The following is a 12,792-nucleotide window of genomic DNA, read 5'->3' on the forward strand; positions in this document are numbered from 1 at the left end:
CACTAATGCTTTGGAAAGCTTCTGACGATCAGCATTGCGCTGGCTCCCACTGCCAGTACCGCGAGGTAGCCGGCAAATAGCGCGGGGACCTCAAGCGGTTTAACTGCCAATAGCACCAGCACAAAGAGCGCTGCCGTCAATATCAGTTTGCCTGCCTCGCCGGAATACAGTTCGCTGACGATGGCACGGGCCGATCGAGCTCCGCTGTAGCGGTACACCCGATAGGCAAAATAGGCGTTGGGCACGAGGGCTATCATCCCTCCCAACAAAGCTGAGCAAGCGGACACTTGGCCCTGGAAAATCCACAGGGTCAGCGCGACCAGTCCAGCCATAATTGCTTGCGCTACTAAAACCGGGAATGCGGGCAACCTATGAAACGGGGTTTTGTTGGGCGTTCTTGCGTCCATTTTCCCGCCTCGGTGATTAGCCTCGGCCTCATCTCCGGGTTAATTAATGCAATAAACTGGTGCAATTTGCGCCAGTCAAAACAGCGCGAGGAGTATATGTGGATTAAACCTTGGGTTCAACAGCCGCGGGGAAATCCGTTTGGATTGCAGCAACGCTGCGTTCCGGTCGAAAATCCATTCTGCGTTCTGCCTGCCCAACGGCTCATTTAATGTGCATCAACACGCCATCAAGTTCATCGAGCGAACTGTAGCTGATAACCAGCTTGCCCTTGCCCTTGGCACCATGCTGGATGCTCACATTCGCCCCGATCCGTTCTGCCAGATCCTGCTGAAGGCGCTCAATATCGGGGTTCTGACGTGTTTCCGAGGCGTCACGTCGTGGATTCAACAGTTGTCTTACCAATGCCTCGGTCTGGCGCACCGTGAGGCCTTTGGCTACTACCTGGCGTGCTGCCTGGGTCTGTTGTTCCGGGGGCAGACCCAGCAAGGCGCGGGCGTGACCCATTTCAATGTCGCCGCGCTCAAGCAGTAATTTAACGTCCTCGGCAAGGGACATCAGTCGCAAAAGGTTGGTAATGGTTACCCGTGATTTGCCAACTGCGTCGGCTACTTGCTGCTGAGTAAGCTCGAATTCCTGCTGCAGACGCTGCAAGGCGATCGCTTCTTCAATAGGATTGAGATCTTCGCGCTGAATGTTCTCGATCAGTGCCATGGCGATGGCAGCTTCATCCGGCACCTCGCGGATAACCGCGGGAATCACATCCAGACCAGCCAGCTGCGTGGCTCGCCAGCGGCGCTCACCGGCAATGATTTCATAACGATCCCCGTCTATGGGGCGCACCACTATTGGCTGCATGACGCCTTGGACCCGGATCGAGTTGGCCAGCTCTTCGAGCGCCTGGGGATCCATATCACGGCGCGGTTGGTATTTGCCGCGCTGGATCAGATCTATCGGGATTTCCTTGAGCTGGTGATCCTGACTATCGACATCCTGATTGGCGGGCAACGGTTGCCCAAGCAATGCATCGAGTCCTCGTCCCAAGCCGCGTTTCTTGACCGCCATGCCTGTATTGTCCTTTTTCTGTTATTCGGTTGCGTCTGTCACAGCACGGACCTTGTCAGCCTGCTTACTGCGCCGGATCAGCTCGCCGGCCATGGCCAGATAAGCCACCGCACCCCTCGACTGCTTGTCATAAGCAAGTGCCGGCATACCGTAGCTGGGAGCTTCAGCAAGGCGGACATTGCGTGGAATCACGGTTTTGTACAATTGGTCGCCAAAATGCGTGGTCAACTGCGCGGATACTTCCCGAGTGAGACTGTTGCGCGGGTCATACATAGTCCGCAACAACCCTTCGATCTGCAGCGACGGATTGAGTTTTGCGCTGATGCGCTGGATGGTATTGACCAGCGCCGATAAGCCTTCCAGTGCGTAATACTCACATTGCATCGGAATGATCACCGCGTCGGCGGCGACCAGGCCATTGATAGTCAGCATGTTCAGCGAGGGCGGACAGTCGATGAGAACAAAGTCGTAGTTGCCAAGCACGCTGTCCAGCGCCATGCGCAGACGGTGCTCACGGAAGTCAGACTCGAGCAACTCGATTTCCGCTGCGGTCAGGTCGCCATTGGCCGGTAGCAGATCGTAGTTTCCCGTCTCGGAACGGCACAACGCCTCGGCCAGGGAACACTGACCTGTCAGCAGTTCATATACGGAATTTTCCAGATCCGCCTTGTCGACGCCGCTGCCCATGGTGGCATTACCCTGGGGATCGAGGTCGATAAGCAGTACTTTACGTTTGGTCGCAGCAAGCGAAGCCGCCAGGTTTACGCTGGTGGTGGTCTTGCCGACGCCGCCTTTCTGATTGGCCAATGCCAATACCTTTCCCACATCGACCTCCTATCCGTTTCCAGGCTGTGCCAGTTCAGGCTGGATCAACCGTCGCAGTATCAGCAGATGTCGGCTGCCTTGGCAACCGGGGACTGTTAATTGTTCGCTGCGCAGGACTTCGACATCGTCCGGCAGGGCGATCAGTTCCTCATCCGGATACAAGCCTTTCATGGCCAACCAGCGGGTGTGGGTATCGCTCAGATGGCGGGTCAGTTCGACAAAATCGGCCATGGAGCTGAAGGCGCGGGATACGATGCCGTCAAAGGCCTTTCCAGGCAGGAAGCTTTCGACTCGACTGTTGACCACCTCGACATTGGCCAGACGCAGTTCAACCTTGGCCTGGGTCAGAAAGCGAGTCTTCTTGCCGTTGCTGTCGAGCAGGGTGAAATGCGCATCAGGGCGCATGATCGCCAGGATGATCCCCGGCATGCCCCCGCCGCTGCCCACATCCAGCCAGCTATTGCCGTCAACGAAGGGGAGAATACTGAGACTGTCCAGCAAGTGGCGGCTCACCATCTCGGCCGGATCACGCACAGCAGTCAGGTTGTAAGCTTTGTTCCACTTGTTGAGCAAGGTCAGATACGCCAACAACTGGCGGGCCTGATCGTCGCTCAACGGGATATTCAGTTGCCGTGCGCCCTCGGCCAATTGCGTCGCATGGTCGGTCATGCCGTTCAGGCCTCCCTGGCCAGACTGCTTTTGCCTACGGCGCTGCGTTTCTTCAGATGGATCAGCAACAGACTGACTGCTGCGGGCGTAACGCCGGGAATGCGCGATGCCTGACCGAGGGTCTGCGGCCGAACGTCGGCCAGTTTGTGCTTGATCTCGTTGGACAGCCCGCTGAGTGCCTGGTAGTCCAGATCGAGCGGCAATGCCGTTTCCTCGTTCTGGCGAAGGCGGTTGATTTCTTCCTGCTGCCGCTCGATGTAACCGGCGTACTTGGCATGGATCTCGACCTGTTCGGCCACATCGGTCGCGATATCCAATTCACCGGTGATTTCACAGAGGACCGGGTAGGTCACTTCGGGTCGGCGTAGCAGATCCAGCAGGCTGTATTCATGATTGAGTGGTGTGGCAAAACGCTCGGCAAAGGTCTTGCCAATTTCACTGGTCGGCTGCACCCAGGTACTGCGCAGACGCTGCTGCTCCAGCTCGATAGCGTTTCGCTTGTCGCTGAACCGGCTCCAGCGTTGGTCATCGACCAGACCGAGCTCACGGCCTTTTTCGGTCAGACGCAGATCGGCGTTATCTTCACGCAGTACCAGCCGGTATTCGGCACGGGAGGTGAACATGCGATACGGCTCGCGCGTACCCATGGTAATCAGATCATCGACCAGTACCCCGATGTAGGCTTCATCGCGCCGTGGACACCAGCTTTCCTGCCCCTGGGCCCGGCGCGCGGCGTTCATGCCCGCCAGCAGACCCTGGGCTGCGGCCTCTTCGTACCCGGTGGTGCCGTTGATCTGGCCGGCGAAGAACAGGCCGCCGATGACCTTGGTTTCCAGCGAATACTTCAGATCCTGCGGGTTGAAATAGTCATATTCGATGGCGTAACCCGGACGCAGGATGTGGGCATTTTCCATCCCCTTGATCGACTGCACCACCTGCAGCTGCACATCGAAAGGTAACGAGGTCGAGATGCCGTTGGGGTACAACTCATGGGTAGTCAGGCCTTCGGGTTCGATAAAGACCTGATGCTGATCCTTGTCGGCAAACCGATGGATCTTGTCCTCGATCGACGGGCAATACCGCGGGCCAATACCTTCGATCATGCCGGTGTACATTGGCGAGCGGTCGAGATTGTTGCGAATGATCTCGTGGGTGCGCGCGTTGGTGTGGGTGATCCAGCAGTTGACCTGTTCGGGATGCTCACTGGCATTACCCAGGAACGACATGACCGGAATCGGCGTGTCACCCGGCTGCGCAGTCATCTGGCTGAAATCCACCGTGCGGCCATCGATGCGCGGCGGGGTTCCGGTTTTCAGACGGTCAACCCGCAGCGGCAATTCACGCAGACGCGCGGCCAGACTGATGGCGGGGGGATCGCCGGCGCGGCCACCGGAGTAATTATCCATGCCGATGTGGATCAGACCCCCAAGGAAGGTTCCGGTGGTCAGTACCACGTTGTCGCAATGAAAACGCAGACCCATCTGGGTCACCACACCGCGGACCTGATCCTGCTCGACGATCAGATCATCGCAGGCCTGTTGGAATATCCACAGATTGGGTTGGGTTTCCAGAGCGTGGCGGATAGCAGCCTTGTACAGCACGCGATCTGCCTGGGCCCGGGTAGCCCGAACGGCCGGGCCTTTACGGCTGTTGAGTACCCGAAACTGAATACCGGCCTGGTCCGTGGCGCGGGCCATTATGCCGCCCAGCGCGTCAATTTCCTTGACCAGGTGACTTTTGCCGATGCCGCCAATGGCCGGATTGCAGCTCATCTGCCCCAGGGTCTCGACGTTATGGCTCAGCAGTAGGGTCTTTGATCCCATGCGGGCAGCGGCCAACGCGGCTTCAGTACCGGCATGACCACCACCCACCACGATTACGTCAAAACGACTCGGGAAATCCAACAGTGCACCTCGTTGCCAGGATCCAGTCCTGGCGTCGGAAAAAGGGGCTGATTATAGGCCCAGTCCCAAAAAATTGCAGCCCGCAGCTGTTTATTTTTTGAACAAGGGTGTGGCGTGGAAATCCCTCGATTGTTAATACATATATCAAGACAAGTATTTAAAAAGCTTTATGTTAATACTGTATATGGTGAAGCCATTTTCTGTGCATAACCGAATAAAGCCTCGTTTAATCAATTACTTGTAAGAAGTATAAGGCTGTGCCCCACCTGCTGGTAACCCTTGCCCGGATGGGTCCGCTTCCTGTGTATAACCAGGGGTGTTATCCACAGGGTGGTTTCAGCCCTACTCATGCACAGGGTTATGGACCGATCTTAGGGCCGGTTGTACACAGGGCTCACTGCCGTGTTTTCGGCTCAAAAAACCAGTATTCAGCTCAGCGGTAACGTGCCATTGGTACCCTGAGCTAGGGTAAACATAAGTAAACCAACCAGGACACCGTCATGACTTGCCACCAACTATTCCCTTTATCAGCATCATTGTTTTTGGCTGCCAGCATTTTCGCCGGCCACGCACAGGCTGCACCTGAGGAGGTACTGTCCGACATCCGCGACCGCACGGACGCCGTCGAGCAACAACTCATCTCCTGGCGTCGTGACATACATGAGCATCCGGAATTGGGCGAGCAGGAGACGCGAACAGCTGCGCTCGTCGCCGAACATCTGCGCGAACTCGGTATGGAAGTCCGTACCGAGGTTGGCCGTACGGGCGTGGTCGGCATCCTCAAGGGTGGGCAGCCGGGGCCAACTGTAGCGCTACGTGCAGATATGGATGCTTTGCCCGTTAAAGAGCCGGAAGGACTGCCGTTTGCTTCACAGGCCACCGGCACCTACTTCGGTGAGGAAACCCCGGTCATGCATGCCTGCGGCCATGATGCGCATACCGCTATGCTGATGGCTGCCGCTGAGGTTCTGACCGGCATGCAGGAGGAGATACCGGGGACTGTCATGTTCATTTTTCAACCCGCCGAGGAAGGTTCTAGTCTGGTTCAACCCGGTGAGGGCAGAAGCTGGGGCGCCAAGTTGATGCTCGAGGAAGGTCTGTTCGAGGATCAAAAACCTGAGGCGATCTTCGCCGTTCACGTCATGCCCGGTCGCTCTGGAGCGCTTAGCTGGCGCACGGGTGCCAGCCTGGCGAGCAGCGACATGCTGGGTATTAACGTGACTGGCAAGCAAGGCCACGGGGGTATGCCCTGGGATACCGTAGATCCGATTGTCACGTCCGCCCAGATCATCACCGGGCTGCAGCCGGTTGTCAGCCGTAAGGCCAATCTGACCCAATCGCCGGTGGTGGTAACCATCGGTTCGATTCATGGCGGCTCGGGCCCGAATATCGTGCCGGAACGGGTGGAAATGAGCGGCACCATCCGCACCTACGACGAGAAGGTGCGCGCCCAGGTGGGTCGGGATATCAAAACCAGTGCAGAGAAGATTGCCGAAAGCGCCGGCGCCACGGCCGAAGTGTCTGTCACCCCGATGTATCCAACCACAGTCAATGACGCTGAATTAACCGAGCTGATGGCACCTGTGCTGGAAAAGATGACCGAAAGCGGTACGGCGCAGGCTCAGTTGCAGGGCGCGTCTGAAGATTTTGCCTTCTATGCGCAGGAGGTGCCGGCGTTCTACTTTTTCCTCGGTGTTACACCTCCGGATCAGGACCCTGCCGAGGCTGCGCCAAACCATAACCCGGAGTTTTTCGTGGATGAAGACGCGCTGGTAGTAGGCGCTCGGGCCATGGCCTCCATGGCGGTGAGCTATCTACACAAAGCGGGAGAGTGAGATGTGCGGAGCGGCGTATACACGCGGCTCCGCAGAACTGCTCACTTGCCGATGCAAAAACTCGAGAAAATCTTCCCGAGCAGATCATCGGCACTCATATCGCCGGTGATCTGACCTAGTGCCTGTTGCGCCATGCGCAAATCCTCGGCCAGCAGCTCCCCTGCGCCCATCAGCGTCAGTTGCTTATGGCCGTGGTCCACATGCTCGCTGGCTTGCTCCAGGGCTTCCAGATGCCTGCGTCGAGCGCTGAACAGACTCTCAGAGGTCTGTTGATAACCCATGCAGGTTTTCAGATGCTCACGCAGTAGATCGATACCTTCCCCCTGCTTGGCGCTCAGGTGCAGAATGACACTGCCATCCTGGGCCAGGCTCTGACCTACCGGTTCCTGGGTCAGGTCGGTCTTGTTATAGATCAGGGTGACCTTGCGCGGATCCGGTCGCTGCAGCAGGAATTCTGGCCACAGTTGATCGGGGTCCAGCGCTTCCGGCTGAGAGGCATCCACCACCAGCAGAATGCGGTCGGCCTCGTTTATCGCCGCCATGGCGCGTTCCACGCCAATCTTCTCCACCCGATCTTCGGTGTCGCGCAACCCGGCCGTATCGATAATGTGCAGTGGCATGCCATCGATGTGGATATGTTCGCGCAAAATGTCCCGCGTGGTGCCGGCCACATCGGTAACGATGGCGCTTTCACGTCCGGCCAGTGCGTTCAGCAGGCTGGATTTTCCGGCATTGGGCCGGCCAGCAATTACCACATTCATGCCATCGCGCAACAGCGCACCCTGGCCTGCCTCGCTGCGTACTTGCGTCACGCGTTGGCGCACAGCCTGTAGCTGGGAAAGGACATGACCGTCAGCCAGAAAGTCGATCTCTTCTTCCGGAAAATCGATAGCGGCTTCCACATAGATACGCAGGTTGGTCAAGGCTTCGGTAAGCCCCTGCACGCGTTGCGAGAACGCACCCTGAAGTGATTGCACCGCGTTGCGCGCAGCTTGTTCGGAGCTGGCTTCGATCAGGTCGGCAATGGCCTCGGCCTGGGTCAGATCGAGTTTGTCATTCAGAAAGGCCCGCTCACTGAACTCACCGGGCCGGGCAAGGCGCGCTCCGCATCCGACGCACGCCTTGAGCAGCAGATCCATGACCACCGGTCCGCCATGGCCATGCAATTCGAGCACGTCTTCGCCGGTAAAGGAGTGGGGGCCGGGGAAAAACAGCGTCAACCCCTGGTCGAGAGGCTGATCATCGGTCCATAGTGTGCCGTAGTGGGCATGTCGGGGCGTCGGTGTCAGCCGCGATACCTGGCTGGCTATCTTCAGGGCACCTGGCCCGGATACGCGCACAATGCCCACACCGCCCTGGCCTGGTGCGGTGGCGATAGCCGCGATGGTGTCGGTGTGATAACGGCGATGCATGGCGCGCTCCTGAATGGAATTTACCGAATATAGATAGCAAAACGCCCCGAAATCGGGGCGTTTATACGAGCTGCCAGCAATCAGGCGTTGGCTGCTGCGCCTTTCTCGATCTGGCGGGTAATGTACCACTGCTGCGCGATCGACAGCATGTTGTTGACCACCCAGTACAGAACCAGACCAGCCGGGAACCACAGGAAGAAGAAGGTGAAGATGATCGGCAGCATCTTCATTACCTTCGCCTGCATCGGATCTGGCGGCGCGGGATTGAGCTGCTGCTGGATAAACATGGTCGCGCCCATCAGAATCGGCAGAATGAAGTAGGGATCCTTTTGCGACAGATCCACAATCCATCCCAGCCATTCGGCCTGACGCATTTCCACGCTCTCCATCAGCGTCCAGTACAGGGCGATGAAGACCGGCATCTGCACCAGGATCGGCAGACAGCCACCTAACGGGTTGATCTTCTCTTTCTTGTACAGCTCCATCATGGCGCCCGACATCTTCTGACGGTCATCGCCATGCTGTTCACGTAAAGCCGCCAACTTCGGAGCGACTCGACGCATGTTGGCCATGGAGCGATAGCTGGTCGCCGAAAGCGGGAAGAACACCATTTTGATCAGGATGGTGAGCAGGATGATGCTCCAACCCCAGTTGCCGACGAAGCTGTGGATAAGACTCAGCACGAAGAACAACGGCTGGGCAATCCACCAGAGGAAACCGTAATCCACTGTCAGTTCAAGACCTTCGGAGATCTGCTCGAGACGATCCTGTATCTTCGGACCGGCATAGAAATCAGCAGAAAGGCTGGCTTGCTGACCGGCGGCGACACTGGCTGCAGGGCTGATGAAGCCGACAATGTAGTTACCCTGACTGTCTTTCCGAGTCTGGTACACATTGGTCTGGTCTTTAGCGGGTACCCAGGCACTTACGAAGTAATGTTGCAGCCAGGCGACCCAGCCGCCTTCAACTGGCTCGCGCAGACGGGCTTTATCCATATCGCCCAGGCTTATCTTTTCGTAGGATTCATCCGCTGCCCAGTAGGCGGCGCCGAGGTAGGTCGCCATGCCCGTTGCGCTTGAGCTGGAGGGATCGCCGCTGCCATCACGCTTGATCTGACCGAACAGATTACCGTTCCAGGTAGCTTCGCTCTGGTTATCAACGATGTATTCGACACCGATCAGGTAGTCACCGCGCGTGAAGGTGAAACGCTTGGTGTAACTGACGTTGTTTTCCTCGAAACGCAGATCGACGGCCAGGCTGTCACTGCCATCTTCCAGTACATAGGAATTCTGTTCGACACTATACGTCGGACGCCCGGCTTCGCGAGCGTCTGGCCCGTTCTGTCCGGCAAGGCCACTCTGGGCGATATAGGTGCGATTGGATGATTGTTCGAGGATCTGGAAAGGCAGGTCGGGCCGGTCCTTGCGAGTCGGATAGCCCGGCAGGGACAACGAAACGATATCACCGCCAACCGGATTAATGCTGACGTGAAGCTCATCGGTTTCAACCTTGATCAGGTCGGCACCGTTAGCAGTGGACGCGACCGGCGTGCTGCTTTCAGCGGTCATCGGCGCGCTGGCATCGGGCACATCATCATTGCCTGCTGTCAGGCTTTGATCTATTTCCGGTACGTCCGGTAGATCATCTCCACTGGCTGGAGTGGTTTCGGAGACAGCAGGCGGCAGGTCCACATCGCCATAGTCGTTATTCCACTGCAGCACCATGAGATAAGTGATCACGAGCAAGGCAGCTATGAGGATATTTCGTTGCATGTTCATGGTTTGTTGGCCATCTGGGAAGTACGGTGAGCAGGCTTTGACGGTACGGGATCGTAACCACCCGGGTTCCATGGATGACAACGAGAAAGCCGTTGCGCACTCATTGCGCAGCCGCGAAGAAAACCGTGCTGCTCGATGGCTTCCTGGGCATAACAAGAACAGGTTGGATAGAAACGACAATGATTCGCCATCAGCGGGCTGATAGCGTATCGATAAATCTTGATCAGTCCGAGCGCGAGGTTACGCATTGGATGATGGAGATCCGGAACGGCGTGATTGATGCTGTTTGCCAGCCGATTTGATAAGCCGACGCCACATATCTGCGAACAGGGCATGTAACGCCGCATTATCAATATCGCCCAAGCCCTTACGGGCCAGAACAACTATGTCCAGGTCTTCCAGTTCAGCACGGTGGTGTCTGAAGGAATCACGAGCGATGCGTTTGACCTTGTTGCGGTCTACCGCACGGCGGACACTCTTCTTGGCAATGACCAAACCCAACCGACTATGACCCAGGCCATTACGTCTGGCCAGCAATAGCAGGTTGGGTCCCGAGGTCTTACATGTGGCTCCATCGAATACGCTCTTGAATTGAGCAGGCGTAAGTAGCCTGCATTCAGGACCGAATCCGAGATCCACCTGTGATCCCGGGCTTAAGCTGTTAGCTGCTTGCGGCCTTTCGAACGACGACGAGCCACAATGGCGCGACCGTTCTTGGTGGCCATACGAGCACGGAAACCATGGTTACGCTTGCGCTTCAAAACGCTGGGTTGAAATGTTCTTTTCATCTTCAGATACCTGATTGATTCATGCCAGAGCTGGGAGCCCCTTCAAGGGACCGGTGATTCTAGAGAAGAAGAGCGGTTGGGTCAATTCGATTCTCATCCCATACTTAAATAAACAATATAAGAATAATTCTTTTTAAAAGATTAATGATGTTGATGTAAATGAGCAGCGGTTTTTCTGTGGATAAGCCGCTTTACGCCAGGGATCGTGGGCGATTCAGCGGAGCATAACCTGGTGGAGAAGCTGTTTCGGGATGGGTCTGACTGATGTGGACCCGCTGTGGATAACCAGGCCTGATATCCACAGGCCGTTTCATGCCCGGGTTATCCACCTGCTTGTGGACAAGGCTTAACCGAGGTTGTGCACAAGCTTTAAGGGCGCGTGGTCTCGATGATCTACGCCTTTTTCATCCTGCTTTCTTTCCGGCTGAATGTGCTGCGGCGATACACGCAGGATGCATGGATCGGTGTGGATAAGTCGGGGGGTTCCAGCTAGAATGCAGAGCTTGGCACGGCCAGAATGGCTGCACAGTGACGTGCACTGTTTTCATTCAAAAACAAGCCGCTAGGGTTTAGCGCATCGGGGGATTTAGTGTCTGTTGCACTCTGGCAGCAATGCATCGATTTTTTACGTGATGAGCTACCTGCTCAGCAGTTCAATACCTGGATTCGTCCCTTGCAGGTGGATGGCGACGACAATGAATTGCGCCTTTATGCACCGAACCGGTTTGTGCTGGATTGGGTCAATGACAAATACCTGAATCGTATCCAGGAGTTGCTCGATGATCTGTCCCAGGGTCAGGCGCCACTGCTGTCCTTGTTGATCGGTAGTCGTCGTGCAACCTCCACCGGTAATGCGCAGAGCCCGGCAGTGCGCGCCGAGACCAATCGACAAAGCCCCAATACTGCCACCGCTCCGGTTACACCGCGGACCCAGGTGATTTCCCAGGGTTTCCAGCCCGAGCCGTCGGCTTACGCCCCACGGCAAGCCGAATATGACCCGCATCCTCCGCAGCGCGCTGACTCAGGCCCGTCGGTCGTCAAGCACACGAGTTACCTCAATCGCAGTTTCACCTTTGAAAACTTCGTTGAGGGTAAATCGAACCAGCTCGCCCGGGCTGCCGCCTGGCAGGTCGCCGATAATCCCAAGCATGGTTACAACCCGCTTTTCCTTTACGGGGGCGTGGGCCTGGGCAAGACGCACCTGATGCATGCAGTCGGCAACCATCTGTTGAAGAAGAACCCTGCGGCCAAGATTGTCTATCTGCATTCGGAGCGTTTCGTTGCGGATATGGTCAAGGCGTTGCAGATGAACGCCATCAACGATTTCAAGCGTTATTACCGCTCGGTAGACGCGCTGCTTATTGATGACATCCAGTTCTTCGCCAAGAAGGAGCGCTCCCAGGAGGAGTTCTTCCATACCTTCAATGCGCTGCTGGAAGGCAATCAACAGGTCATCCTGACCAGCGACCGTTACCCCAAGGAAATTGATGGCCTTGAAGAGCGACTGAAGTCGCGCTTCGGCTGGGGTCTTACGGTCGCGGTCGAACCCCCCGAGCTTGAGACGCGAGTGGCGATCCTGATGAAGAAGGCGGAGCAATCGCGAGTCGACCTGCCGCATGACGCTGCTTTTTTTATTGCGCAGCGCATCAGTTCCAACGTGCGTGAGCTGGAGGGCGCGTTGAAACGGGTGATTGCCAGCGCGCATTTCATGGGGCGCGATATCACCATTGAGCTGATCCGCGAATCGCTTAAGGATTTGCTTGCCCTGCGCGACAAGTTGGTCAGCATTGACAATATTCAGCGCACTGTTGCCGAGTATTACAAGATCAAACTATCCGATATGTTATCCAAACGCCGCTCGCGTTCGGTAGCACGCCCGCGTCAGGTGGCCATGGCTTTGTCCAAGGAACTGACCAACCACAGTCTTCCGGAGATCGGCGACGCCTTTGGCGGTCGCGATCACACGACGGTGTTGCATGCGACCCGTAAAATCGCCGAGTTGCGTGAAATCGATGCCGACATCCGCGAAGATTATAAAAATTTGCTCAGGACATTGACCACCTGATCAAGGTGATGCCTGGCAACCAAGCCATCCTGCACGAGGTCGAAGG

At 56.7% G+C, this 12,792-nt stretch carries 12 protein-coding genes; 2 read left to right on the forward strand and 10 right to left on the reverse strand.

Annotated elements, in window-relative coordinates; translation table 11 throughout:
• Nucleotides 1-2 precede the first annotated feature (2 nt).
• The 5 genes from FHK95_RS15835 to mnmG form a co-directional block, all read right to left on the reverse strand.
• Nucleotides 3-407: a F0F1 ATP synthase subunit I gene (locus FHK95_RS15835; RefSeq protein ID WP_150305601.1), complete on the reverse strand. Its 405-nt coding sequence runs from the start codon at nt 405-407 to the stop codon at nt 3-5.
• A 202-nt stretch (nt 408-609) separates the two neighbouring features.
• A complete protein-coding gene (locus tag FHK95_RS15840; protein ID WP_150305602.1) occupies nt 610-1,470 on the reverse strand; it encodes a ParB/RepB/Spo0J family partition protein in 861 nt (286 codons plus the stop codon).
• 21 nt (nt 1,471-1,491) lie between these two features.
• Nucleotides 1,492-2,295 (reverse strand): ParA family protein, encoded by an 804-nt coding sequence (locus FHK95_RS15845; RefSeq protein ID WP_150305603.1) that lies wholly within the window; start codon nt 2,293-2,295, stop codon nt 1,492-1,494.
• A gap of 9 nt (nt 2,296-2,304) precedes the next feature.
• Nucleotides 2,305-2,964: a 16S rRNA (guanine(527)-N(7))-methyltransferase RsmG gene (rsmG, locus tag FHK95_RS15850; protein ID WP_235906809.1), complete on the reverse strand. Its 660-nt coding sequence runs from the start codon at nt 2,962-2,964 to the stop codon at nt 2,305-2,307.
• 5 nt (nt 2,965-2,969) lie between these two features.
• Nucleotides 2,970-4,868 carry a tRNA uridine-5-carboxymethylaminomethyl(34) synthesis enzyme MnmG gene (mnmG, locus tag FHK95_RS15855; protein ID WP_150305605.1) on the reverse strand — a complete coding sequence of 633 codons (1,899 nt, stop codon included), beginning with the start codon at nt 4,866-4,868 and terminating at the stop codon, nt 2,970-2,972.
• Nucleotides 4,869-5,368: 500 nt separating this feature from the next.
• On the opposite strand from mnmG, the gene FHK95_RS15860 reads away from it, so the two are divergent.
• On the forward strand, nt 5,369-6,703 hold the full coding sequence (locus FHK95_RS15860) for an amidohydrolase (protein ID WP_150305606.1): 1,335 nt from the start codon (nt 5,369-5,371) through the stop codon (nt 6,701-6,703).
• 41 nt (nt 6,704-6,744) lie between these two features.
• On the opposite strand, the gene mnmE is transcribed toward FHK95_RS15860, so the two are convergent.
• The 5 genes from mnmE to rpmH form a co-directional block, all read right to left on the reverse strand.
• Complete coding sequence (gene mnmE, locus FHK95_RS15865; RefSeq protein WP_150305607.1) at nt 6,745-8,115, reverse strand: tRNA uridine-5-carboxymethylaminomethyl(34) synthesis GTPase MnmE; 1,371 nt, start codon at nt 8,113-8,115, stop codon at nt 6,745-6,747.
• A gap of 80 nt (nt 8,116-8,195) precedes the next feature.
• Entirely contained in the window at nt 8,196-9,893 is a 1,698-nt protein-coding gene (gene yidC / locus FHK95_RS15870) for a membrane protein insertase YidC (protein WP_150305608.1), read from the reverse strand.
• A complete protein-coding gene (yidD, locus tag FHK95_RS15875) occupies nt 9,890-10,141 on the reverse strand; it encodes a membrane protein insertion efficiency factor YidD (RefSeq protein WP_206668599.1) in 252 nt (83 codons plus the stop codon). Before yidD ends, yidC begins: the two co-directional genes overlap by 4 nt.
• The gene (gene rnpA / locus FHK95_RS15880; protein WP_150305610.1) at nt 10,134-10,532 is read right to left on the reverse strand and encodes a ribonuclease P protein component; all 399 of its coding nucleotides are present in this window, start codon (nt 10,530-10,532) and stop codon (nt 10,134-10,136) included. Before rnpA ends, yidD begins: the two co-directional genes overlap by 8 nt.
• Nucleotides 10,533-10,546: 14 nt before the next feature.
• Nucleotides 10,547-10,681, reverse strand: a complete 135-nt coding sequence (gene rpmH, locus FHK95_RS15885) for a 50S ribosomal protein L34 (protein WP_150305611.1) — start codon at nt 10,679-10,681, stop codon at nt 10,547-10,549.
• 589 nt (nt 10,682-11,270) lie between these two features.
• Here rpmH and dnaA point away from each other — a divergent pair.
• Nucleotides 11,271-12,746, forward strand: a complete 1,476-nt coding sequence (dnaA, locus tag FHK95_RS15890; RefSeq protein ID WP_150305612.1) for a chromosomal replication initiator protein DnaA — start codon at nt 11,271-11,273, stop codon at nt 12,744-12,746.
• Nucleotides 12,747-12,792: the final 46 nt, after the last annotated feature.

It is taken from the genome of Pseudomonas saliphila, from assembly GCF_008638345.1.
Classification (GTDB): Bacteria; Pseudomonadota; Gammaproteobacteria; order Pseudomonadales; family Pseudomonadaceae; genus Halopseudomonas; species Halopseudomonas saliphila.

What these genes read in the sequence shown, in the direction of transcription:
- rsmG (WP_235906809.1), bottom strand. Translation starts at nt 2,964, where the DNA reads ATGACCGACCATGCGACGCAATTGGCCGAGGGCGCACGGCAACTGAAT.
- yidD (WP_206668599.1), bottom strand. Translation starts at nt 10,141, where the DNA reads ATGCGTAACCTCGCGCTCGGACTGATCAAGATTTATCGATACGCTATC.
- FHK95_RS15840 (WP_150305602.1), bottom strand. Translation starts at nt 1,470, where the DNA reads ATGGCGGTCAAGAAACGCGGCTTGGGACGAGGACTCGATGCATTGCTT.
- FHK95_RS15860 (WP_150305606.1), top strand. Translation starts at nt 5,369, where the DNA reads ATGACTTGCCACCAACTATTCCCTTTATCAGCATCATTGTTTTTGGCT.
- rpmH (WP_150305611.1), bottom strand. Translation starts at nt 10,681, where the DNA reads ATGAAAAGAACATTTCAACCCAGCGTTTTGAAGCGCAAGCGTAACCAT.
- mnmE (WP_150305607.1), bottom strand. Translation starts at nt 8,115, where the DNA reads ATGCATCGCCGTTATCACACCGACACCATCGCGGCTATCGCCACCGCA.
- yidC (WP_150305608.1), bottom strand. Translation starts at nt 9,893, where the DNA reads ATGAACATGCAACGAAATATCCTCATAGCTGCCTTGCTCGTGATCACT.
- FHK95_RS15835 (WP_150305601.1), bottom strand. Translation starts at nt 407, where the DNA reads ATGGACGCAAGAACGCCCAACAAAACCCCGTTTCATAGGTTGCCCGCA.